The organism is Acidimicrobiales bacterium, from assembly GCA_041394245.1.
Classification (GTDB): Bacteria; Actinomycetota; Acidimicrobiia; order Acidimicrobiales; family Aldehydirespiratoraceae; genus JAJRXC01.
This window is the reverse complement of sequence record JAWKIR010000002.1, coordinates 2,284,449-2,305,795: the sequence shown is the minus strand read 5'-3', so window position 1 is coordinate 2,305,795 and position 21,347 is coordinate 2,284,449. Positions and strand designations below refer to the sequence as shown.

The following is a 21,347-nucleotide window of genomic DNA, read 5'->3' as shown; positions in this document are numbered from 1 at the left end:
CTACCGATGTCCGTTGCGGACGCGCTGTCGTGAACCGACGGATCATCGACGGGGCCCTCCGGATCGTCCCGGCGGCGGTGGCCATCGTGGGGCTTTGCGGCCTCTACGAGGGCTACCGCCGCATGGGGATCGCGACCGATGACCAATGGCCGGTCATCGGTGGTGACCTCCCCGTCAAGACCAACGCGATCACGATGCCGGCGCTGTCCGACATCGTGGCGCGTTTCTTCGAGCCCCAGCAACGGCGCAGCGGCACGACCGTGCTCGAAGCCGTGCTGCAGGGCTCCTGGTACACCTTGCGAATCTCGCTCGCCGGATTCGTGATGGGTGCCCTCATCGGCATGGCGTTGGCGATCGTCATGCTGCGTTCGAAGCTGCTCGAGAAGGGGATCCTCCCGTGGATCATCGTCTCGCAGACCATTCCGCTGTTGGCCCTCGCCCCCGTCATCGTCACGTGGGGCAACCGCATCGAGTTGGTCGACTGGCAACCGTGGATGTCCGTGTCGCTCATCGCCACGTATCTCACGTTCTTCCCGGTGGCGGTCAACGGGCTGCGCGGCCTCCAGTCGCCGCCCAATCACTCGATCGAGTTGATGGATTCCTATGCCGCCACGCGGCGTCAGACCCTGCTGAAGGTGCGGCTGCCCGGCGCGGTGCCGTTCCTGGTTCCCGCCCTCAAGCTCGCCGCGGCGGCGTCGATCATCGGGTCGATCGTCGGTGAGATCTCGATCGGGTTGAGCGGTGGCGTGGGTCGCCTGATCCTGGCCTACGCCCAGCAGGCACAGACCGACCCGCCGAAGATGTATTGCGCGATCATCGGCGCCGGCCTGCTCGGGCTCCTGTTCACGTCGGCGGTCGGCAGTCTCGAGCGACTGATGCCCGGTTCCCGTCATCGTTCGGAGATGTCGCTGTGACCGGCAGTCGATTCTCGGACCGGGCCGCGACCATCCTGGTGCCCCTGGCGTTCGGCGCCGTGTTCCTCGGGGTGTGGGAATGGCTCGTGCGGGCGTTCGACATCAAGCAGTTCCTCCTGCCGAGCCCGTCGTCGATCTACACCGCAGTGGGCGACAACTGGGGCCGCATCTGGAACGGTGTCGAGGTGACGGGCGGCAATGCCGTCTACGGCCTCGTCGTCGGGTCGGTCCTCGCGGTGTTCGCGTCGTTGATCGCTTCGCGGTGGGGCTGGTTCAGCGACATCGTCACTCCGATCGCGTCGGGCATGGTCGCGGTGCCGATCGTGTCCTTGGCGCCGGTGTTCAACATCTGGTTCGGGTCCACTGACCCGTTCTCGCGGCGCCTCGTCGTGATCGTGGTCGTCTTCTTCCCCGTGTTCTTCAACGTCACCAAGGGGCTCACCCAGGTCGATGCCGTCCATGTCGAACTGATGCGCAGCCAGGCGGCATCGCAGTGGTCGGTCATCCGGCGGGTGCGCATTCCCAACGCCCTGCCGTTCTTGATGTCGGCGCTGCGCCTGGCCAGTTCGTTGGCCATCATCTCCGCGATCGTGGCCGAATACTTCGGCGGTACCCAGGGGTCGCTCGGTCAGCTGATCACCCAGAGCGCCGGCCTGTCGCGCTACGACACCGCGTGGGCCGCGGTGCTGGGCGCGAGCGCGGTCGGCATCGCGATGTTCGTGGCCGTGGCCGCGCTCGAGTGGGTCGCCATGCCCTGGCGCCGCCAGAGCACCGGCCACTAGCGCTACTCGGCCGCGAGTGGTTCCGGCCAGGACCACGCATGGCGAACGACGAGGGCGAGTAGCACTGCCTCGACCGCGCTGCCTGCGACGTAGTAGTTCCATTCGCCGATCGCGCTGCCGATCGTTGCCAGCGCGTAGGTGCCGGCCACGACCATGTTCGCGATGCGATTCAACTCCCGGCCCACGACCAGGCTGAGGTACACCATGAGGCTCGGGATGATCACGAACACGGTCACTGCGAGCAGGAACGGCTGGCCGATCTCGAAGCCGGCGAGACGGTTGTTCGCGAGATCGGCGCGGACATCCGGGCGGTACAGCGAGAACAGATCGACATAGGCGAAGATGAACAACATGGCGATCCAGAGAGCCGAGATTCGGAGGCGGATGTCGACGGGGGAGTTCAGCATAACGCTACAGTATTGCTGCGTAATGGGAACGGCAACCGCCGGCCGGGTCGCATGGCTCGACCGCTGAGTCAGGAAGCCCGCGTCAAGATGCTCGACGCGTCGGTGGAGGTCGCTCTGGATGTGGGCGTGCACCGGTTCACCGTCGACGAGGTGTCTCGTCGTTCGGGGCTCGCCCGGACCACGATCTATCGCCACTTCCCGACGAAGGAGGAGCTGCTGGTTGCGGCCCTCGATCGGCTCACCCCGGTACCGAACACGCCCGACACGGGGTCACTGCGAGGCGATCTCCGGGAGTTCCTCGCGGGTCTTCTGCCCATCTTCGCCGATCGACGGATTCGGGCCCTGTTCCTGGAGATCCTGGCTGCAGCCCATCGCGAACCGAAGCTCCATGAACTGCAGCGGTCGATGATGGACGTTCGCGCCGGTCCGACCCGGGCGATCTTCGATCGCGCGAGGGCCCGCGGCGAGATTGCACCACACTTCAGCTACCACGATGCCTTCCTGATCTTCGAGGCTCCGCTCGTCATGCGGGCGCTCGCTCCGGACGACGATCTCGGAGACTTCGACGTCGCGGTCCACGTCGACCAGATGCTCCTGGTTCTCGAGGGGGCCGGCTGACGCGACGCACTGACGGGGCACGCACGCCTGCCGGTGCCACCCGGCGTGACGAACGCCCTGCCCGTCAGCGGGCCAGGGCCGGGATGATGCGCTGGCCGTAGGCGTTGAGGGTCTCGTCCTTCTGGTCGTGCATGAGATAGATCGCGAACTGGTCGACGCCCAGGGCCTCGAGTGCCCGCAGCTTCTCGATGTGAGCGTCTTCGTCGCCGAGGATGCAGAACCGGTCGACGATGTCGTCGGGCACGAAGTCGGTGTGGTCGTGGCCCGCCTTGCCGTGGCCGGCGTAGTCGTAGCCCTCGCGGCCCTTGATGTAGTCGGTGAGCGCGGTGGGCACCGCGCCGGAGTCGCCGTAGCGCTCGACGATGTCGGCCACGTGGTTGCCCACCATGCCTCCGAACCAGCGGCACTGGTCGCGCTGGTGGGCGAGGTTGGTGCCGACATAGGCCGGTGCGGCCACGCACATGTAGAGGTCGTCGGGGTCGCGCCCGGCGTCGGCAGCCGCGGCGCGCACGGCGGTGATCATCCATTCGGCGAGATCGAGGTCGGCGAGCTGGAGGATGAAGCCGTCGGTCTCGCGGCCGCACAGGTCGAGCGCCTTGGGCCCGTAGCCCGCCATCAGGATGTCGAGTTTCGACTCCTTCGCCCACGGGAAGTGCTGCTGGGTGCCGTTGTAGGTGACCTCGCGCCCCTCCGCCAGCTCCTTGATCACGTGCATCGATTCGCTGAGGGTCGTCAGCTTGGTGGGGGTGTGGCCGAGCACCCGCATGGCCGAGTCGCCGCGGCCGATGCCGCAGACCGTGCGATTGCCGAACATGTCGTTGAGTGTCGCGAAGTGCGAGGCGGTGACGGTCCAGTTGCGGGTGCCCGGGTTGGTCACCATGGGGCCGACGATCATGCGGTTCGTGGCCGACAGCATCTGGCTGTAGATCACGTAGGGCTCCTGCCACAGCACATGACTGTCGAAGGTCCAGCCGTGGCTGAAGCCGAGCGTTTCGGCTTTCTGGGCGAGGTCGACGACCCGCCAGGCGGGCGGGTCGGTCTGCAGAACGACGCCGAAGTCCATGGTGTTGCTCTCTTTTCGTCTCGAGCTAGTGGTTGGTCGGGAAGCCGAGGTTGACGGCACTGCCGGCCGGATCGGGCCAGCGACTCGTGATCACCTTGGGGCGGGTGTAGAAGTGGAAGCCCTCGGGCCCGTACATCGTCGTGTCGCCGAAGGCCGAGTCCTTCCAGCCGCCGAACGAGTGGTACCCGACGGGGACGGGGATGGGCACGTTGATGCCGACCATGCCGGCATCGGCGTCCTCCTGGAAGCGGCGGGCCGCGCCGCCGTCGCGGGTGAAGATCGCGGCACCGTTGCCCCACGGGTTCGTCGAGATCAGATCGACGGCTTCCTGGTAGGTGTCGACCCGCACGACGCACAGGACCGGCCCGAAGATCTCTTCGCGGTAGACGGTCATGTCGGTGGTGACGTGATCGAGCAGCGTGACGCCGAGGAAGAACCCGTCGTTGTCGAACGCGGCGGAACGGCCGTCGACCACCACGGTCGCCCCCGCGTCGGCACCGGCGCCGATGTAGCCCGTGACCTTGTCCCGGTGCGCCTCGGTGATGAGCGGCCCCATCTCGGAGGCGGGGTCGGTGCCCGGCCCGATCGTGAGCTTCTCCATCCTGACCCTGACGGCATCGACCAGTGGATCGGCGACGTCGCCCACGGCCACGGCGACCGAGACCGCCATACAGCGCTCGCCGGCCGAGCCATAGGCCGCCGACACGGCCGAGTCGGCGGCGAGGTCGATGTCGGCATCGGGGAGCACGACCATGTGGTTCTTGGCACCGCCGAGCGCCTGCACCCGCTTGCCGTGGCGGGTTCCCGTCTCGTAGACGTAGTGCGCGATGGGGGTGGATCCGACGAAGCTCACGGCCTTCACGTCGGGGTGTTCGAGCAGACGGTCGACGGCCACCTTGTCGCCCTGGACGACATTGAGCACGCCGGGCGGGAACCCCGCTTCCTGGAAGAGCTCGGCGATGAGCAACGGCGCCGACGGGTCCTTCTCCGACGGTTTCAGCACGAAGGTGTTGCCGCAGGCGACGGCGTTGGGGATCATCCACAGCGGCACCATGGCCGGGAAATTGAACGGGGTGATGCCCGCCACCACCCCGAGCGGCCGCCGCACCGAGTAGACGTCGACGCCGGTCGATGCCTGTTCGCTGTGGCTTCCCTTGAGCTGATCGGTGAGGCCGCACGCGAACTCGATGTTCTCGATCGCTCGGGCGATCTCGCCGGCGGCGTCGCTCAGGACCTTGCCGTGCTCGGCGGTAAGGCGGGCGGCAATCTCGTCGGCGTTGTCGACCACGAGGTTGCGATACGTGAACATCAGCTTGGTCCGCCGGGCGAGGCTCACCGTCTGCCATTCGACGAAGGCCGCCTTGGCGCTCGCGACCGCCGCGTCGACATCGGCGACCGAGGCGAGCGCGAGTTCGCCGGTCTGGACGCCGGTCGCCGGGTCGAACACCGGTGAGGTGCGACCGGAGGTGGCGGCCACCGATGAACCGTCGATGAGGTGCTGGATCTGCTGCATGGGGTCCCGGGGTTGCTAGATGAGGTAGTCGGAGAGGCCGCGACGGAGGAACTTCCCGTGGCCGGTGCTGCCGGTGTAGGTGTCGTTCTCGATGATGACCCGGCCGCGTGACATGACGGTGTGGACGTGGCCGTTGATCTCGAAGCCCTCCCACGCCGAGTGGTCCATGTTCATGTGGTGGTTGTCCTGGCTGATGGTCCAGGTGCGCTTCGGGTCGTACAACACGATGTCGGCATCGGCGCCGGGCTGGATCGTGCCCTTGCGGGGGTAGAGCCCGAACATCCTGGCCGGCGTCGTGGAGCAGAGCTCCACCCAGCGTGGGAGCGAGATCTCACCGTTGACCACACCCTGGTAGATGAGGTCCATCCGGTGCTCGACGCCGCCGATGCCGTTGGGGATCGCCCGGAAGTCGTCGCGACCGAGTTCTTTCTGATCCTTCATGCAGAACGGGCAGTGGTCGGTCGCGACCACGCTGAGGTCGTTGGTGCGCAGGCCCTTCCACAGATCCTCGTGATGGTGGGCGTGCTTCGTGCGCAGGGGCGTGGAGCAGACGTAGGCGGCGCCGTCGAACCCGCGGTCGAGATGGTCCTCGACGTTGAGATAGAGGTATTGCGGGCAGGTCTCGGCGAACACGTTGGCGCCCTTGTCGCGCGCGATGGCCACCTGCTCGAGTGCCTCCGAGGCCGACAGGTGCACGATGTAGAGCGGCGCCGCGCCCACCTTGGCGAGTTGGATCGCCCGGTGGGTGGCCTCGCTCTCGAACTCGGCCCGACGGACGTAACCGTGGTTGACCGGGTCGGTCTCGCCCCGCTCCACGGCCTGCTCGGCCAGCACGTCGATCGCGAGCCCGTTCTCGGCGTGCATCATGATCAACGACCCGTTGCCGGCCGCCTGCTGCATGGCCCGCAGGATCTGGCCGTCGTCGGACAGGAACACGCCGGGGTAGGCCATGAAGAGCTTGAAGCTGGTGATGCCCTCGTCGACCAGGGCGTCCATGTCCTTCAACGACTGCTCGTTGACGTCGCCGATGATCTGGTGGAAGCCGTAGTCGATGGCGCACTTGCCGTCGGCTTTGCCCATCCACTGGTCGAGGGTGTCGCGCACTCCCTGACCGAAGCTCTGCACCGCGAAGTCGACGATGGTGGTGGTGCCACCCCAGGCCGCGGCCCGGGTGCCGTTCTCGAAGTCGTCGGAAGCGACGGTCCCGCCGAAGGGCAGCTCCATGTGGGTGTGGCCGTCGACGCCACCGGGAATGACGTAGAGACCGGTGGCGTCGATCACCTCGGCGCCGGCCTCGGCCGACACGGCGACGTCGGAACCGGGTTGGAGGACCGCGACGATCGTCTCGCCGTCGATCAGCACGTCGGCAGCATCGGCGCCGGTCGAGGAGATGACGGTCCCGTTCTTGATCAGCTTCTTCATGCGCTCTGCTCCTACGCTTCGGTGATGTTGCCGTACATGTCGGGTCGACGGTCTCGGTAGAACGCCCACTGGTCGCGGACCTCGTGGATCAGGCCGAGATCGAGATCACGGATGACGAGCTCCTCGTCGGTGTCGCTCGCCGTCTCACCGACGAACTGGCCCCGCGGATTCGCGAAGTACGACGTGCCGTAGAAGTCGTTGTCGCCGAGCGGTTCGACGCCGATCCGGTTGATGGCCCCGACGAAGTACATGTTGGCCGCGGCCGAGGCGGTCTGTTCGAGCTGCCAGAGATAGGCCGACAGGCCGCGGCTCGTGGCCGACGGATTGAACACGATCTCGGCGCCGTTGAGGCCCAACGCCCGCCAGCCCTCGGGGAAGTGGCGGTCGTAGCAGATGTTGACGGCGACCTTGCCGACGGCCGTGTCGAACACGGGGTATCCGAGGTTGCCGGGTCGGAAGTAGAACTTCTCCCAGAAGCCCTTCACCTGCGGGATGTGGATCTTGCGGTACTTGCCGAGGTAGCTGCCGTCGGCATCGATCACCGCTGCGGTGTTGTAGAGGACGCCGGGTTGTTCCTCTTCGTACATCGGGAGGACCAGCACCATGCCGTACTTCGCGGCGAGCTCCTGGAAGCGCTTGGTCGTCGGGCCGTCGGGGATCGCCTCGGCGTAGCTGTAGAACTCGGTGTCCTGGACCTGGCAGAAGTACGGGCCGTAGAAGAGTTCCTGGAAGCACATCACCTGGGTGCCGGCTGCGGCCGCGTCGGCGAGATGCTTCTCGTGGAGTTCGATCATCGACTCCTTGTCGCCGGTCCAGGCGGTCTGGAGTATGGCGGCCTTCACGGTGTCGGGCATTGCACGGTCTCCCCGTTGTTCGTCGTTCCCCCATCCTCGCGTACGAATGGCCTCAGCGGGGGCAAGGAATCGAGCGCGGCGGCCGGGCTTCGCTACGGTCGTTGGCGTGAGCGATCTCGAGTTCAACCCGTTCGGCTTCTCGCACCACGACGACCCGTACGCGACCTACAAGCGGATGCGCGACGAGGCGCCGCTGTACTGGAACGACGAGCTCCAGTTCTGGGCACTGTCACGCTTCGACGACGTGCTGGAGGGGTTCCGCGACACCGAGCTGCTGTCGTCGGCCGGCGGGATCGCGCTGGAGAACCGGCGGCCGATCGGCCAGAGCATCGGGTTCGACCAGATGATCGAGTTCGACCCGCCCGAACACACCGTGCTGCGCAAGCTCGTCAGCCGGGTCTTCACCGTCCGGACCGTCGCGAAGATGGAGGACGAGATCCGATCGATCTTCACCGGCTATCTCGATGCGATCGTGACGAAGGGGTCGGCGGAGGTCGTCGGCGACCTGACGAGCCCCTATCCGATGGATGTCATCTCCGCGGTGCTCGGCGTTCCGCCCGAAGACCGCGGCCACCTGCGGATCAACAGCGACAAGATCATGATCCGCGAGGACGGCGTGATGTCGGTGCCACCGGCCGCGGCGGAGGGGATGTTCGGCCTCATCGAGTACTTCATGGCCGACCTCCCGAAGCGCAAGGCCGGTGAGGGAAGCGGGCTGATCAACGACCTCGTCGGCTTCGAGGTCGACGGTCGGGCCCTCACCGACGAGGAACTGCTCGGCTTCTGCGTGCTCTTCGTGATCGCCGGCCACGAGACCACCACCAAGATGGTGGCCAACGTGCTGGAGTTGCTGTCGCGTCATCCCGAACAGAAGGCCGAGCTGGCCGCCGACCTGTCGCTCGTGCCCGGGGCCATCGAGGAAGTGCTGCGGTTCCACAACTCGACGCAGTACATGCACCGCACCCTGACCCGTGACCACGAGATGCACGGCCGGCGGATGAAGGCCGGCGATTCGGTCCTGCTGGTCATCGGCGCCGCGAACCACGACGAGCGCGAGTTCGGCCCGACCGCGGAGGAGTTCGACATCCATCGTCGCCCCGAGCGGCATCTCGCGTTCGGCTACGGCGCCCACTTCTGCCTCGGTGCCGCCCTGGCCCGCATGGAGGGGAAGGTCGCCGTCGAGGAGATCTTCCGCCGCATCCCCGACTACGAGGTCGATCACGAGGCGAAGGTCCGCTTCCATTCGAGCAACGTCACGGGGTGGCGTTCGCTGCCGATCACGTTCCCAGCCCGCGTCGACGTGGGGGTCTGACATGTCATTCGAACCGACCCCCTCGAGCCTGATGCCCGAGCTGACGCCGCGCCAGGAGTTGGCGCTGCTGGCCCGGGCGCTGTGGCGTGAGGGCTACGACGACCACCTCGCCGGCCACATCACGATCAATCGCGGCGACGGCACGCTCTGGTGCAATCCGTGGCTGCTCCACTGGGAGGAGTTGCGACCGGAACACGTGATCGCCATCGATCTCGACGGCAACGTGGTCGAGGGCGCGCTCGACGGCAACGACTGGCCGGTGCCGCTCGGCATACCGCTGCACCTCGCCCTGCACCGGGCCCGCCCCGACGTTCAGGTCGCGGTGCACAGCCATCCGCTCCACGCGACCGTCTGGGCCGACATCGGCGAGGTGCCGCCGGTGCTCGATCAGTCGTCGGCGCTCGGCGGCGGCGATCTCGTGCTGGTCGACGAATACGAGGGTGCGGCCAACGACCCCGACGCCGCAGCCGCAGCCGTTCGCCTGATGGGCGACGCCGACATGGCGCTGCTCGCGGCGCACGGGGTGTTCGTCACCGCTGTCTCGGTGCGGGCCGCGCATCAACGGTGTGTGGCCTTGGAGCAGCGGTCGCAGCGGGCGTGGCACGCGCGGGCCGTCGCCGATGGTCCGCTCGAGTCCCGACTCGGCGCGGCGGCGGCGACGATGTTCGCGAAGAGCGACGGCGACCGGTTCATCGGCTTCTGGGAAGCCGCGGTGCGAACCGAGCTGCGGGCCGACCCGACCCTTCTGAACGGAACGACATCATGAGTCCCACCCTCGGGCTGTACTTCGACTTCCGCAATCCCGATCCCTGGCACCGCGACCCGGCGACCTACTACGGCTGGCATCTCGACCTGATGGAGGAGGCCGACCGCAAGGGCATCGGGTCGATATGGGTGACCGAGCACCACTTCGTGGAAGACGGCTACCTGCCCCAGCCGCTCACCGCCCTCGCCGCCATCGCGGCCCGGACCCGGCAGTGTCGTCTCGGCACCGGTGTCATCGTCGCTCCGCTGGCCCATCCGATGGCGATCGCCGAGCAGGCGGCCGTCGTCGACGTGATCAGCAACGGAAGGCTCGAACTCGGCCTCGGGGCCGGCTATGTCGCCCCTGAGTTCGAGGCGTTCGGCGCCGATCTCGCCGACCGCTACCGGTCGACCGATCACGCCCTGGCCGAGGTCGGCCGGATCTTTGCCGAGGGCGGGTGCACGCCGGGGCCGGTGCAGGACCCGGTACCGATCTGGGCCGGCTACCTCGGCCCCGTCGGGGCCCGGCGGGCCGGGCGGCTCGGGGTCGGGCTCATGACCTGGAACGCGGAAAGCTGGCCGATCTATCGCGACGCTCTGGCCGAGGCCGGGCACCCCACCGCTGCGGCCCGCATGGGCGGTGTGGTCGACTTCGTACTGGCCGACGACCCGGAGCAGATGTTCGAGCAGATCCTGCCCCACCGGACCCACCAGCTGAACAGCTATCGGCAGAACGCGGCGAAGGGTTCGGGTCGCACGCCGAGGATGCTCACCGAGGACGAGGTCCGCGAGGGGCGGGGGTCCGGCGTGATCGCGCCGTTGCAGATCCTCACCGTCGAAGAGGCTGCGGCGCGGGTGCGGACGATCTGCGACGGCCTGCCGATCGAGCATCTCTACCTCTGGGGATCGATCGGTGGGATGCCCGAAGCGCTGGTGGAACGGCAGATGGAACTGCTCGTCGACGAACTCCAGCCGGCGCTCGCCTGACGCCTCACGCGCCGAGATCGCCACGGAAAGACCCAGCTCAGGGTAGACAAACCGAACAGATGTTCGTTTCCTTGATCCGTGTTCGAAACGGCGGTTTGCGAACTGAACGGAGTGGCGATCGGCACGATGTCGCGGCGGGAGCTGGCCGACTGTGTCGACGATCTGCGCCGTCTCACGGGCGCGGCCGCTGCACTCGAGATGCGGCTGGTCTGAGCGATCGACCGGTTGGGCGATGCCGGGCTCGACGGCGCGGGCGTGATGCGTTCGGCGGGTCGGATGTCGTCGCGTGCTGCGGCCGTCGTGGCGAAGACGGCCACGCAGCTGGAGTCGATGCAGCGCGTGAGCGAGGCGCTGGCCGAAGGGCGGATCACCGCCGAGCATGCATGGTCTTCGCTGGACCGGGCCAGCCGATCTGGGTCGGGCGAGACCATCGCACCGCCACCCTCGAGCAGTGGAAGGCACTCATCGCTCGCGACCGCGGGTGCGTCGGCTGCGGGGCCGAGGTGTCTCGCTGCGAAGCGCACCACGTGATCGCCTGGTTGGCCTGCGGACCGACCGACATCGACAACCTGGTCCTGCTGTGCTGCCGCTGCCATCACGACGTCCACGATCGGCAGATGGAGTTGGCACGCGACGATGCCGGCGGTGGCGGGTCGTGGCCCGTGGGCACCCGCTGGTCCGAACCGGTGTCGCCCTGCCCCGAGCGGGCCCGTCGGGCTAGCGTTGCAATGCCGGGATGGCAGGCGATTCGGAGGTGAACCATGCCGTTTCACGATCGCGCCCGAGTCGCCGGGCTGCTCCTCGCATGCTTCGCGATCGTCGTTTCGGCGTGCAGCTCCGACGGTCATCCCTACGACGCGCTCTCTGACGCGGCCGAGAGTTTCGTGATCCCCGACAGTGCATCCTGGAGCTCAGGGGAGCTCTGCCCCGATGGCGGCGCCTGTTCGGGGGCGATCACCATCGAGGTCATCGAGCACTACGACTGGCTACGTGTCAGCGGTCTCGCGGTCAACGGAGCAGCACGCGATGCGACGGTGGAGGTCTCTCTCGAGGTGACCGAGACCCGGTCCGCGGTGCCGCTGACCGGATCTGTCGGGGAGACATCGATGTGGGGCCCGGATGTCGATGACGTCGAATCCGTTCTCCAGGGCGGCTACGACCTCTGGGCCGGGGTCGATCGCGAGTCCGACTACGCGGTCGTGTTCGTTGCCTTCGACGCGGAGGGACGGTTTGCGGCGGTCGGCCACGTTGCCGCCGACTTCTTCACCGTGCCGGTGGCCCGGTTCGCCGTCGATGCGAACGCCCGGTCGGGGTTCGAGTTCCTCGATCCGTTGATGGACGCCTGACGGGCGCGGGCGCGGCCCTCGTCAGTCTCGGTGCCGCCGCAGGGCCTTTAGCCCGGCTTCGACGCCCTGCTTCATGAGCACGTCGTTGTCCTTCGAGATGAAGTCGTGCACCCGGCGCTCGAGCAACACCCGCATCACGGGATTGAACACGTGGTAGGTCTCGGTGAAGTGCACCCGGGTGCGGCCGTCGCCGAGGTCCTCGAGTTCGGTGATGCCGGTGGCCTCCGACCAGAGCGGCTTGCCGATCGCGTCGTAGCGCCACCGGTTGGGCGGGTCCAGCTCGGTGAGCCACTCCCAGCTCTTGGCCCGGCCGCCGGAGAACAGGTACTTCGGCACCCGGAAGTGGCAGTGGCGTACGAGGCCGTTGCCGCCCTCGGCACCGGGGTGGAGGATCTCGATGCGCACGTCGCCGTGCTCCATGACCCGGGGCTTGGGCCCGTGGAACACCTGCCACACCTCGTCGGGTGTGGCGTCGATCTCGAAGCTGAACTCGTGGCGCTGCATGGTTCTCCCGAGCGGCATGGTCCCCCTGACGTGCCGGCGTTTCGAAGCGTAGTGTCGTCGGATGGACGCAAGTGGAGTGGCGTGGGTGACCGGTGCGAGCCGCGGGATCGGACGGGCGATCGCCCTCGATCTGGCGCAGGCCGGTTTCGATGTGGTTGCGGCGATGCGCAATCCGGCCGACGGAGAGGATCTCGCCGCACTGGTCGGGGACGGTGGCGGTTCGATCACGGTGCAACGCATCGACATGGACGACCCCGACACGTTCGTGGTGCCCGACGGGCTGCGGGTGTTGGTCAACAACGCCGGCATCGAGCGTCAGTACCTGCCGGTCGAACATGTCGACATCGCCGACTGGCGGGCCGTGTTCGAGACCAACGTCTTCGGCCTGGTCGAGTTGACGGCGCGGGCGATCCCGGTCCTGCGGGCCGGCGGCGGGGGAGTGGTGTGCAACATCACCTCGTCGTCGATCCTGGCCGCCATCCCCTTCTACTCCGTCTACCGGGCCAGCAAGGCGGCGGTGTCGGCCTTCGGCGAGTCGTTGCGCTGTGAAGTGGCGCCGTTCGGCATCCGGGTGATCGAGATCATGCCGGGACCGATCGACACCGACATGCTGGCGGGATCGGACCGCATGCCCGAGGCCGTCTCCTACGAGGGCTATCGGGAAATGGCGGAGGCGTCGTACGAGGGTCGCAAGGCGGTCGACCACATGACGACGCCGGCCGCCGAGGCGGCGGCCCGCGTCACCGCGGCGATCCTCGACGATGCGTCGCCGCTCAAGCACGGCTGCGACGATCTCTCGGTGGGACTGCTCGATGCCTGGAGTGCCGCACCCGTCGCGCTCGTCGGTTCGCCCTACGACGGCCAGGGTGTGAGTCAGAGGAAGTAGCCGGTGGCGAGGTCGAGCATTCCCGCGTCGTCGAGCCGGGCCTCGAACTCGGACCAGTTCGTGAACTTCCGGCCGGGGTCACGTGTCGTGTCCTGCTTCGGGGTGACCCACGGGATCTCCTTGCGGGGACCTGGATCGATGTCGTTGGCGCGGAGCATCGCCTCGAGGCCATCGAGTAACTGCCCGGTGTCGCGATCGATGTGTTCGTCGTAGCGAAGGATGTTCAAAGGGCGATCGGCGCCGGCGATGGCGTCCCGACAGTCGAGGTACCAGCGCTGCTGGTACTTCGACCAACCCACGAAGTGGTCGAAGTTCGCTTCCACTCGCAGGTCGGTCGTGTCGGCCGTGCGCCACCGCCGTGTCCGTCGGGCCTTCTCGGCCGACGCGTAGCTGTCGATGACGCGACGGAGCAGGACGAGTGCGACCACATCGTCGTCGGGGAGCAGTGAGTCGGTCACGAAGGCGCGGTCCAGGTGACCCGGGAACAGCTTCACAACCGTCGCGCGACCTCGGGCGAAATGACGGAGCACCTCGAGCGTCTCCGTGGGGTGGGCACGCACCCACGCGACGGTGTCCGGGTCGTCGATCGCCGGGCTGAGGCGCGTCCCCCAGCGTTCGGCGATGTGGTCGAAGTGTCCCGACTTCAACGAGAAGCACTGATTGGGGTTGAACACCTCGCCGAACACGCGCAACCCCGTGAAGGCACGGAGGTGGTTGACCAGATGGCTCGACCCCGTCCGGGGAACAGAGATGTTGATGATCTGCGTCATCAGACGATCCGGCTCTCCTGGTCGCCCCAGTACTGGTCGCGCAGGCGGCGCTTGTAGAGCTTGCCCGAGTCCTCGCGGGGGAGTTGCTCGGTGAAGTCGACCGAGCGCGGGCACTTGTAGCGGGCGAGGTGCTCCTGGCAATAGGCGAGCAACTCGGCCGCGAGCTCGTCGCTCGCGGCGCCGGGATCGACGAGCTGCACGACCGCCTTGGCCTCCTCGCCGAGGTCGTCGTTGGGCACGCCGATGACGGCGACGTCGAGCACCGCGGGATGGGCCACGAGCACGTTCTCCGATTCCTGGGGGTAGATGTTGACGCCACCCGAGATGATCATGAACGTCTTGCGGTCGGTCAGGTAGAGGTAGCCGTCGTCGTCGACGCGGCCGACGTCGCCCATCGTGTACCAACCGTGCGGACTGCGGTTCTCGGCCGTCTTCTCGGGGTCGCCGTGGTACTCCATCGCCGCGCCGGGTGTGTCGAACCAGACATTGCCGACCTCGCCGACGGGCAGCTCGTTGAAGTCGTCGTCGCAGATGTGGGTCGTGCAGAAGCGGGGCAGGCCGACCGAGCCGGGATGGGCGAGCCATTCCTCGGAGGTGATCATCGTGGAACCCACGTTCTCGGATCCGGCGTAGAACTCGAGGATGATCGGTCCCCACCACTCGATCATCCGGTGCTTCACGTCGACCGGGCACGGCGCCGCCGCGTGGCTGACGTGGCGCAGCGAGGACAGGTCGAACGAGTTGCGGACGTCGTCGTCGAGCTTGAGGAGGCGGACGAACATGGTCGGCACGAACTGGGCGACGTCGACCTGATAGCGCTCGATCGTCTCGAGGCAGGCGCGGGCGTCGAAGCGTTCCATGACCACGACGGTGCCCCCGTAGCGATGACACAGGGCGCCGGTGACCACCGGGGACGTGTGGTAGAGCGGCGCGGGCAGGAGGTAGACGCAGCCGTCGGCGAGGCCGAGGGGCGAGCCGTTCTGGACCATGGGGTCGTCGTCGGTCACCTGCCGGTCGGGGAGCGGGAACAGGATCCCCTTCGGTCGCCCGGTGGTGCCCGACGAGTAGAACATTCCGTGGCCGCACGGTTGGTCCTCGAGTGGCTCGGTCGGCTGGGCGTCGAGGGCGGCGTCGTAGCCGTCGCCGATCACGAGCACGTCGATGTCGTCGGCCGGCTCGCCGAGCTTGTCCGCCTGGGCGGGCGAGGTGACGACGGCTCTGGCCCCACAGTCGCCGAGGACGTAGGCGACCTCGCCGGCGGTGAGATGCACGTTGACCGGGGTGTAGTAGATGCCGGACCGCAGCGCCGCCCAGACCGCCTCGAAGTAGCGCGGGTGGTTCTCCAGCAGGATGGCGACGTGGTCGCCCGGGCGCAGGCCGGCGTCGCGCCAGTGGCGGGCCAGCTGGATCGAACGCGACTCGAGTTCGCCGTAGCTGACGGTTTCGCCCGACCCCGCCATCACCACTGCGGCGCGATCGGGCTCGTGCGCCCCGGGGTACACGGCTATCGGGCCGAGGAGGCGATCAGCTCGTAGGCGTTGTCACGCATGACCTTGCGAGTCTCCTCCTCGGTGAACCCGACGATGTCCTTCACGTAGTCGGTGGGCTCGGGAAGCCCTTCGGCGTGGGGGAAGTCGGATCCGAACAGGAGGCGATCGACACCGATCACGTCCTTGAGGGCGTGCATGTCGTCCTCGAAGAAGGGCGACACCCAGATGTTCTCCCGGAATGCCTCGACCGGGTGTCGTTTGAACGCGAACGGCATCTTGCCGTAGCCGGCCTGGAGGTTGCGGAGGAGATCGGGTACCCACATCGCGCCGTTCTCGATGGTGACGAGCCGCAGGTCGGGGAATCGGTCGAGCACACCGTGGCAGATCATCGCGGCGAAGGTGTCGGCGATCGTGCGGTCGGCGAAGGCGACGACCGGGAACGGCGAGTGCTTGAAGCCCTCGAACTGACCCGAGGGCGGCTCCCAGATCTTGCCGTACTGACTCGTGCCGCCGAGGCCGGCATGGATGGCGAAGGGCACGCCGGCTTCCTGGAGTCGGGCCCAGATCGGGTCGTAGGCGGGCATGCCCGGCGACTGGTAGCCGTGCTCGGTCGGGATCGGACCGGGCACGGTGACGACCATCCGGGCGCCCATGGCGAGCACCCGGTCGAGCTCGGCGACGGCCAGCTCGGGGTCGGCGAGCGTCAGGAACGGAACCGCGTGGATGCGGCCGTCGCCCCGGTCGAACCCCCAGTCCTCGTCGAGCCAGCTGTTGAACGCCGTGAACGCCGCGTGGAGTGCGGGGAGGTCGTGCTTGAGCGCCTCCTGCATGCCGACACCCATGGTGGGGAAGAGGAGGACGGTCTCGAGACCCTGGGAATCCATCAGCTCGAGGCGGGCGTCGCGATCGCGGTAGCCGGGGTGCTCCGAGATGGGGGAGAGCTCACCGAACATCTTCCCGAGGTCCATGTCGCCGGCCTCGTTCTTGCCCCGGAAGTAGTCCTCGAGGCTGCCTGGGGCGGCGATGGGGTCGAAGGTCGGGTTCGGGATGAACTTGTTGACCCGGCCCCCGACGAGGAAGCGCTTCTTGCCGTCGATCTCGGCCCATTGCATGCACCGCTTCTTCATCTTCGGATCGATGTGGCGGATGAAGGCGTCTTCGGCCTCGTAGTAGTGGTTGTCGGCGTCGAACGCGAGGAACGGTAGATCGGCCATTCCGCGAGCGTACGCAAAGGTGACGGGGCTGTGAAACGCTCCTAGCGTCCGGGCATGGATGTGAAGAACGACGGACCGGTGCGGGTGCTGACCTTCGACCGGCCCGAGAAGCTCAACGCGCTCGATGCCGGCCTCGCCGATCGGGCGGCCGCGGCGCTGCGGGCCGCCGACGACGATCCGTCGGTCGGTGCTGTCGTGTTGACCGGATCGGGTCGCGCGTTCTGTGCCGGTGTCGATCTCGACCACCTCGCGGCAATCGCCGCGACGACCGAATCGGCCGAACACACCGTCTCGTTCAACGATGCGGTGCGATCCCTGCGCACCCCGCTGATCGTGGCGGTCAACGGCATGGCCGTCGGGGTCGGGACGACGATGTGCCTCCACGCCGACCTCGTGCTCGCCGCCGCCTCGGCCCGATTCCGTACCCCGTTCGCGGCGATCGGCGTGGCCCCCGAAATCGGCTCGTCGCGGCTGCTGCCGAACCAGATCGGCCATCAGCGGGCTTCGTGGATGCTGCTGACCGCCGACTGGGTCGACGCATCGACGGCGGTCGAGTGGGGGTTGGCGCTCGAGGCGGTCGCCGATGATCGGCTGATCGAACGGGCGGTCGAGATCGGTCTCATGATCGCCGACAACGATGCCGAGGCCGTTGCGGCGGCGAAGGAGACCATGCGGGCGTGGCGGCTGCCGCTCATCGAGACGGCCGAGGCGATCGAGAACGCCGCCTTCGCGAAGTTGCTGGGTCGTTAGGTTCGCAACGCCACTTCCGAGCGGCCACCATTGCAGCCATGCAGACGAGCGTGCGGAGCTTCAACCTCGCCGACCTCTTCGAGGGAGCGGCCGAGGCACTTCCCGGACAGGACGCGGTCGTCACCGCCGGCATCGACCAACCGACCCGCCGACGTACGTACGCCGAGCTCGATGCCCGCGCCAACCAGGTCGCCCACGTGCTCCACGAGCTCGGTATCGGCGCCGGGGATCATGTCGCGATCCATGCCATGAATTGCGTCGAGTTCATGGAGATCACCCTCGGGGTGTTCAAGCTCCGGGCCGTGCCGATCAACGGCAACTTCCGCTACACGACCGAGGAACTGGCCTACGTCTTCGACGACGCCGAGGTCGCCGCGGTGTTCACCCAGGTCGGCATCCGTGACGAGGCCGTCGCCGCGGCCGGGTCTCGGCCGGTCATCACGATCGGCGGCGACTACGACACGGTGATCGAGGGAGCCTCGACCACAGCGGTCGACGTCGGCCCCCGGTCCTCCGACGATCGGTACCTGCTCTACACCGGCGGCACGACCGGCATGCCCAAGGGTGTGGTCTGGCGCCACGAGGATGTCTTCTTCGGTGCGCTCGGCGGCACCGGTGCGCCGCGCCAGGGTCTGGCGAAGCTCGAGTCGCCCGACGACATCGGCGCGTTCGTCACCCAGGGCACGGGCATCACCCGCCGTCTGCCGCTCTGCCCGCTCATCCACGGCGGTGCCCAGTGGATCGCGTTGACGGCCCTGCTGACGGGCGGAACGTGTCTGCTGACCGTCGATGCGTCGTTCGATGCCGGCTCGGCGCTGCGACTGGCGGCCGACGAGCGGGCCGAGTTCCTGATGATCATCGGTGACGCGGTGGCCCGACCGCTCGCCGCCGAACTGCGCCGCAACCACGAGCTCTACGACCTCGGGGCGCTGCGGCTGATCTCGTCGTCGGGCGCGATCCTGTCCCCGGCGATCGAGGCCGAGCTGGAGGCGTACCTTCCGTCGACGAGGATCATCGACCGCTTCGGTGCCTCGGAGACGGGTGGACAGGGGCGGATCAAGCGCTCCGCCGACGGCGGCGGGCCGTTGCAGCTGCTGGCCGACGAACACACCACCGTGGTCGGCGACGACGGCCGCCCGATCGTGGCGGGTTCGGGCGAGCGCGGCAAGCTCGCCCGGTCCGGTTGGATTCCCCTCGGCTACTGGAACGACGAGGAGAAGACGGCGGCGACGTTTCCGACCATCGACGGTGTGCGGTACTCGGTGCCGGGCGACATCGCCACGATCGAGGCCGATGGCTCGATCTCCGTCTTCGGTCGGGGCTCGATGGTCATCAACACCGGTGGCGAGAAGGTCTTCCCCGAGGAGGTCGAGGCGGCGGTGAAAGGCCACCCGGCGGTGTTCGACGCTCTGGTCGTCGGGGTGCCCGACGAACGCTTCGGGTCGCGGGTGGCCGCGGTGGTCTCGCTGGTCGACGGCGCCACGGCGCCGAGCGTCGAGGAGCTGGCCGACCACTGCCGCGCGGTGATCGCCGGCTACAAGGTGCCGCGGGCGTTGATCGTCGTGGCCGAAGTGGTGCGCAAGGTCACGGGAAAGGGCGACTACGCCTGGGCCAAGGACGCGGCGCTGGCCGCAACGGAGGCGACGTGATGTCGATCGGGATCACGACCGACCATGCCGCGTTGGCCGACACCGTGCGGCGGTGGTGCAACGCTGTCGTGGGGCCTGCGGGCCGACGTGTGGGCCTCGAGGGCGACGACGAGGCAGGGTCGCGGCACTGGGACGCGCGGCAGTGGGACGAGATGGTGGCGATGGGCTGGCCGGTGCTCCATGCCCCCGAGTCACTCGGCGGTCAGGGGTTCGGTCTCGCCGATCTCGCCGTCGTGCTCGAGGAGACCGGCCGCGCCGGTGTGCCCGGACCGTTGCTCCCGACCGCGCTGGCCGTCGCCGTGCTGGTCGAGGCGGGCGGCGACCCCGCCGAGGAGTGGGTGCCGCGCATCGCTGCGGGCGAGACCGGCGCCGTCGCCTTCGCGGCCACCGACGACGGCCGGGTCTTTCGCAACGTGCTCGGTGCCGCGGGCGCGTCGGTCGTCATCGTGCCGGACGGCGACCACTGGCGGGTCGTCCCCCGTGAGGCGTTCGACTGCGGGCCGAGCCGGGGTGTGGATCTGGTCCGTGGGGTCGCCGACGTGACGGTCGAGGCCGGCGCAGGGCATCGGGTGTCGTTGCCCGTCGGTCGCGTGGCCGACCTGGCGACGCTGCTGCTCAGCAGCGAGGCGGTCGGGATCGGCGCGTGGTGTGTCGACACAGCCGCGGAGCACGCGAGGAACCGGGTGCAGTTCGGTCGCCCGATCGGCCAGTTCCAGGGGGTGAAGCACCGCTGCGCCGACATGCTCGCATCGCTCGAGCTGTCGAGGGCGGCGACCTGGGACGCCAGCCGTGGTGGAGACCCCGACGAGCAGCGCCTCGCGATCGCATGCGTGGGCACCGTGGTGCCCGACGCGGTCGTCGGGATCGCGAAGGACTGTGTGCAGGTGCTCGGCGGGATCGGGTTCACGTGGGAGCACGACGCCCACCTCTACCTCCGCCGGGCGGTCGCGACCCGGGCGCTGCTGCCGTCGGCCTCGGCGCGAGCCGTCGAGACGCGACGCCTCGTGGCCGACGGTGTCGTACGCACGCTGCCGATGGAGCTGCCGGCCGAGGCCGAGGTCCTGCGCCCCGGAGTGAGGGAATGGCTCACCGCGCTGAAAGCAGCGCCCCGCGAGACCTGGAACCAGCGCATCGCCGACGAGGGTTACCTCGTGCCCCACTGGCCCGAGCCGTGGGGCCGCGGTGCGTCGGCGGTCGAACAGGTCGTGATCGACCAGGAATTCCGGGCTGCCGGTGTCCGCCGTCCCCACCTGCAGGTGGCGGCCTGGGCCCTGCCGACCCTCATCGCCCACGGGACCGCGGCGCAGCAGGAGCGTTGGGTCGGCCCGTCGCTGCGCCAGGAGATCATGTGGTGCCAGCTCTTCTCCGAGCCCGAGGCGGGGTCCGATCTCGCGTCGCTGCGGATGAAGGCGGTGCGCGACGGCGACGGGTGGCGGCTCACCGGGCAGAAGGTGTGGACGTCGATGGCCCACACCGCCCAGTGGGGGATCTGTCTGGCGCGGACCGATCCCGACCGGCCGAACCACGACGGGATCACCTGCTTCTTCGTCGACATGGCGAGCCCGGGCATCGACGTTCGCCCGCTGCGCGAGATCAACGGCGACGCCTGGTTCAACGAGGTCTTCTTCGACGACGTCTTCGTCCCCGACGACTGCGTGATCGGCGATGTCAACGACGGCTGGCGCGCCGGACGGACGACACTCGCCAACGAGCGGGTGTCGATGGGCTCGGGCGCGTCCATCGGTGCCGGTGTGGCTGCGCTGGCCGGTCTGCTCGACGAGGACTCCTCGCCCCACGCCGAAGCGGCGGTCGGTCGGCTGCTCGCCCGCGAGGCCGCGCTGGCGGCGCTGCGCAACCGGATGACGATTCGTTCGCTCGCCGGCGCCGACGCCGGGCCCGAAGCCAGCATCGTCAAGTTGCTCGGGGTGATCCACGACCAGGACGTGCAGGAGGCGGGTGTCGAACTCTTCGGCCCGGATGCCGCCGCCGCGGTCGGCGACGCGGCCGGGTGGGTGAGCTCGTTCCTGTGGAATCGGAGCCTGACGATCGCCGGGGGCACCAGCGAGGTGCAGCGCAACGTGATCGGCGAACGGCTCCTCGGCCTGCCCCGAGACGCCTGACC

Annotated in this window: 21 protein-coding genes; 12 read left to right on the top strand and 9 right to left on the bottom strand. The window is 68.2% G+C overall.

From position 1 onward, the window contains the following. Positions 1-29 precede the first annotated feature (29 nt). Both R2707_11455 and R2707_11450 read left to right on the top strand, forming a co-directional pair. Positions 30-914, top strand: coding sequence for an ABC transporter permease subunit (locus R2707_11455; GenBank protein MEZ5245707.1), 885 nt, complete (start codon positions 30-32; stop codon positions 912-914). Further along, on the top strand, positions 911-1,696 hold the full coding sequence (locus R2707_11450; GenBank protein MEZ5245706.1) for an ABC transporter permease subunit: 786 nt from the start codon (positions 911-913) through the stop codon (positions 1,694-1,696). Before R2707_11455 ends, R2707_11450 begins: the two co-directional genes overlap by 4 nt. Positions 1,697-1,698: 2 nt before the next feature. Here the strand turns inward: R2707_11450 and R2707_11445 are convergent, their stop codons facing one another. Next, complete coding sequence (locus tag R2707_11445) at positions 1,699-2,103, bottom strand: DUF6326 family protein (GenBank protein ID MEZ5245705.1); 405 nt, start codon at positions 2,101-2,103, stop codon at positions 1,699-1,701. Positions 2,104-2,154: 51 nt separating this feature from the next. Here R2707_11445 and R2707_11440 point away from each other — a divergent pair, with 51 nt between their 5' ends. Continuing rightward, positions 2,155-2,721: a TetR/AcrR family transcriptional regulator gene (locus R2707_11440; GenBank protein ID MEZ5245704.1), complete on the top strand. Its 567-nt coding sequence runs from the start codon at positions 2,155-2,157 to the stop codon at positions 2,719-2,721. A 64-nt stretch (positions 2,722-2,785) separates the two neighbouring features. On the opposite strand, the gene R2707_11435 is transcribed toward R2707_11440, so the two are convergent. From R2707_11435 to R2707_11420, 4 genes are read right to left on the bottom strand one after another with little or no spacing between them, the layout of a single operon-like run. Further along, a complete protein-coding gene (locus R2707_11435; GenBank protein ID MEZ5245703.1) occupies positions 2,786-3,784 on the bottom strand; it encodes a TIGR03842 family LLM class F420-dependent oxidoreductase in 999 nt (332 codons plus the stop codon). A 25-nt stretch (positions 3,785-3,809) separates the two neighbouring features. Further along, entirely contained in the window at positions 3,810-5,297 is a 1,488-nt protein-coding gene (locus R2707_11430; protein MEZ5245702.1) for a CoA-acylating methylmalonate-semialdehyde dehydrogenase, read from the bottom strand. Between the two features lie 15 nt (positions 5,298-5,312). Then, entirely contained in the window at positions 5,313-6,719 is a 1,407-nt protein-coding gene (gene hydA / locus R2707_11425; GenBank protein MEZ5245701.1) for a dihydropyrimidinase, read from the bottom strand. Between the two features lie 11 nt (positions 6,720-6,730). Continuing rightward, positions 6,731-7,573 (bottom strand): nitrilase-related carbon-nitrogen hydrolase, encoded by an 843-nt coding sequence (locus R2707_11420; GenBank protein ID MEZ5245700.1) that lies wholly within the window; start codon positions 7,571-7,573, stop codon positions 6,731-6,733. 106 nt (positions 7,574-7,679) lie between these two features. Here R2707_11420 and R2707_11415 point away from each other — a divergent pair, with 106 nt between their 5' ends. From R2707_11415 to R2707_11395, 5 genes are all read left to right on the top strand, one after another. Beyond that, positions 7,680-8,885: a cytochrome P450 gene (locus tag R2707_11415; GenBank protein ID MEZ5245699.1), complete on the top strand. Its 1,206-nt coding sequence runs from the start codon at positions 7,680-7,682 to the stop codon at positions 8,883-8,885. A gap of 1 nt (position 8,886) precedes the next feature. Next, complete coding sequence (locus R2707_11410) at positions 8,887-9,651, top strand: class II aldolase/adducin family protein (GenBank protein ID MEZ5245698.1); 765 nt, start codon at positions 8,887-8,889, stop codon at positions 9,649-9,651. Continuing rightward, complete coding sequence (locus R2707_11405; protein MEZ5245697.1) at positions 9,648-10,616, top strand: LLM class flavin-dependent oxidoreductase; 969 nt, start codon at positions 9,648-9,650, stop codon at positions 10,614-10,616. Before R2707_11410 ends, R2707_11405 begins: the two co-directional genes overlap by 4 nt. Positions 10,617-10,999: 383 nt before the next feature. After that, a complete protein-coding gene (locus tag R2707_11400) occupies positions 11,000-11,374 on the top strand; it encodes an HNH endonuclease signature motif containing protein (GenBank protein ID MEZ5245696.1) in 375 nt (124 codons plus the stop codon). 3 nt (positions 11,375-11,377) lie between these two features. Beyond that, positions 11,378-11,962 (top strand): hypothetical protein, encoded by a 585-nt coding sequence (locus R2707_11395; GenBank protein MEZ5245695.1) that lies wholly within the window; start codon positions 11,378-11,380, stop codon positions 11,960-11,962. A 21-nt stretch (positions 11,963-11,983) separates the two neighbouring features. Here R2707_11395 and R2707_11390 read toward each other — a convergent pair whose 3' ends face one another. Then, positions 11,984-12,484, bottom strand: coding sequence for an SRPBCC family protein (locus tag R2707_11390; protein MEZ5245694.1), 501 nt, complete (start codon positions 12,482-12,484; stop codon positions 11,984-11,986). A gap of 43 nt (positions 12,485-12,527) precedes the next feature. On the opposite strand from R2707_11390, the gene R2707_11385 reads away from it, so the two are divergent. Then, entirely contained in the window at positions 12,528-13,352 is an 825-nt protein-coding gene (locus R2707_11385) for an SDR family NAD(P)-dependent oxidoreductase (GenBank protein ID MEZ5245693.1), read from the top strand. On the opposite strand, the gene R2707_11380 is transcribed toward R2707_11385, so the two are convergent. The 3 genes from R2707_11380 to R2707_11370 are packed head-to-tail and all read right to left on the bottom strand — an operon-like array spanning position 13,340 to position 16,826. Further along, positions 13,340-14,122: a hypothetical protein gene (locus tag R2707_11380; GenBank protein ID MEZ5245692.1), complete on the bottom strand. Its 783-nt coding sequence runs from the start codon at positions 14,120-14,122 to the stop codon at positions 13,340-13,342. The two genes, R2707_11385 and R2707_11380, sit on opposite strands and share 13 nt — an antisense overlap. Further along, positions 14,122-15,624 carry an acyl-CoA synthetase gene (locus R2707_11375; GenBank protein ID MEZ5245691.1) on the bottom strand — a complete coding sequence of 501 codons (1,503 nt, stop codon included), beginning with the start codon at positions 15,622-15,624 and terminating at the stop codon, positions 14,122-14,124. The genes R2707_11380 and R2707_11375 overlap by 1 nt, the downstream gene beginning before the upstream one ends. 2 nt (positions 15,625-15,626) lie before the next feature. Further along, entirely contained in the window at positions 15,627-16,826 is a 1,200-nt protein-coding gene (locus R2707_11370; GenBank protein ID MEZ5245690.1) for an amidohydrolase family protein, read from the bottom strand. A gap of 54 nt (positions 16,827-16,880) precedes the next feature. Here R2707_11370 and R2707_11365 point away from each other — a divergent pair, with 54 nt between their 5' ends. From R2707_11365 to R2707_11355, 3 genes are read left to right on the top strand one after another with little or no spacing between them, the layout of a single operon-like run. Next, positions 16,881-17,576, top strand: a complete 696-nt coding sequence (locus R2707_11365; protein MEZ5245689.1) for an enoyl-CoA hydratase/isomerase family protein — start codon at positions 16,881-16,883, stop codon at positions 17,574-17,576. A gap of 38 nt (positions 17,577-17,614) precedes the next feature. Continuing rightward, a complete protein-coding gene (locus R2707_11360; protein ID MEZ5245688.1) occupies positions 17,615-19,225 on the top strand; it encodes an AMP-binding protein in 1,611 nt (536 codons plus the stop codon). Next, positions 19,225-21,345 carry an acyl-CoA dehydrogenase gene (locus R2707_11355; GenBank protein MEZ5245687.1) on the top strand — a complete coding sequence of 707 codons (2,121 nt, stop codon included), beginning with the start codon at positions 19,225-19,227 and terminating at the stop codon, positions 21,343-21,345. The genes R2707_11360 and R2707_11355 overlap by 1 nt, the downstream gene beginning before the upstream one ends. The last annotated feature ends 2 nt before the right edge of the window (positions 21,346-21,347 follow it).

What these genes read in the sequence shown, in the direction of transcription:
- R2707_11445 (MEZ5245705.1), bottom strand. Translation starts at nt 2,103, where the DNA reads ATGCTGAACTCCCCCGTCGACATCCGCCTCCGAATCTCGGCTCTCTGG.
- R2707_11440 (MEZ5245704.1), top strand. Translation starts at nt 2,155, where the DNA reads ATGGCTCGACCGCTGAGTCAGGAAGCCCGCGTCAAGATGCTCGACGCG.
- R2707_11435 (MEZ5245703.1), bottom strand. Translation starts at nt 3,784, where the DNA reads ATGGACTTCGGCGTCGTTCTGCAGACCGACCCGCCCGCCTGGCGGGTC.
- R2707_11430 (MEZ5245702.1), bottom strand. Translation starts at nt 5,297, where the DNA reads ATGCAGCAGATCCAGCACCTCATCGACGGTTCATCGGTGGCCGCCACC.
- hydA (MEZ5245701.1), bottom strand. Translation starts at nt 6,719, where the DNA reads ATGAAGAAGCTGATCAAGAACGGGACCGTCATCTCCTCGACCGGCGCC.
- R2707_11420 (MEZ5245700.1), bottom strand. Translation starts at nt 7,573, where the DNA reads ATGCCCGACACCGTGAAGGCCGCCATACTCCAGACCGCCTGGACCGGC.
- R2707_11410 (MEZ5245698.1), top strand. Translation starts at nt 8,887, where the DNA reads ATGTCATTCGAACCGACCCCCTCGAGCCTGATGCCCGAGCTGACGCCG.
- R2707_11405 (MEZ5245697.1), top strand. Translation starts at nt 9,648, where the DNA reads ATGAGTCCCACCCTCGGGCTGTACTTCGACTTCCGCAATCCCGATCCC.
- R2707_11400 (MEZ5245696.1), top strand. Translation starts at nt 11,000, where the DNA reads ATGGTCTTCGCTGGACCGGGCCAGCCGATCTGGGTCGGGCGAGACCAT.
- R2707_11395 (MEZ5245695.1), top strand. Translation starts at nt 11,378, where the DNA reads ATGCCGTTTCACGATCGCGCCCGAGTCGCCGGGCTGCTCCTCGCATGC.
- R2707_11390 (MEZ5245694.1), bottom strand. Translation starts at nt 12,484, where the DNA reads ATGCCGCTCGGGAGAACCATGCAGCGCCACGAGTTCAGCTTCGAGATC.
- R2707_11385 (MEZ5245693.1), top strand. Translation starts at nt 12,528, where the DNA reads ATGGACGCAAGTGGAGTGGCGTGGGTGACCGGTGCGAGCCGCGGGATC.
- R2707_11380 (MEZ5245692.1), bottom strand. Translation starts at nt 14,122, where the DNA reads ATGACGCAGATCATCAACATCTCTGTTCCCCGGACGGGGTCGAGCCAT.
- R2707_11370 (MEZ5245690.1), bottom strand. Translation starts at nt 16,826, where the DNA reads ATGGCCGATCTACCGTTCCTCGCGTTCGACGCCGACAACCACTACTAC.
- R2707_11365 (MEZ5245689.1), top strand. Translation starts at nt 16,881, where the DNA reads ATGGATGTGAAGAACGACGGACCGGTGCGGGTGCTGACCTTCGACCGG.
- R2707_11360 (MEZ5245688.1), top strand. Translation starts at nt 17,615, where the DNA reads ATGCAGACGAGCGTGCGGAGCTTCAACCTCGCCGACCTCTTCGAGGGA.
- R2707_11355 (MEZ5245687.1), top strand. Translation starts at nt 19,225, where the DNA reads ATGTCGATCGGGATCACGACCGACCATGCCGCGTTGGCCGACACCGTG.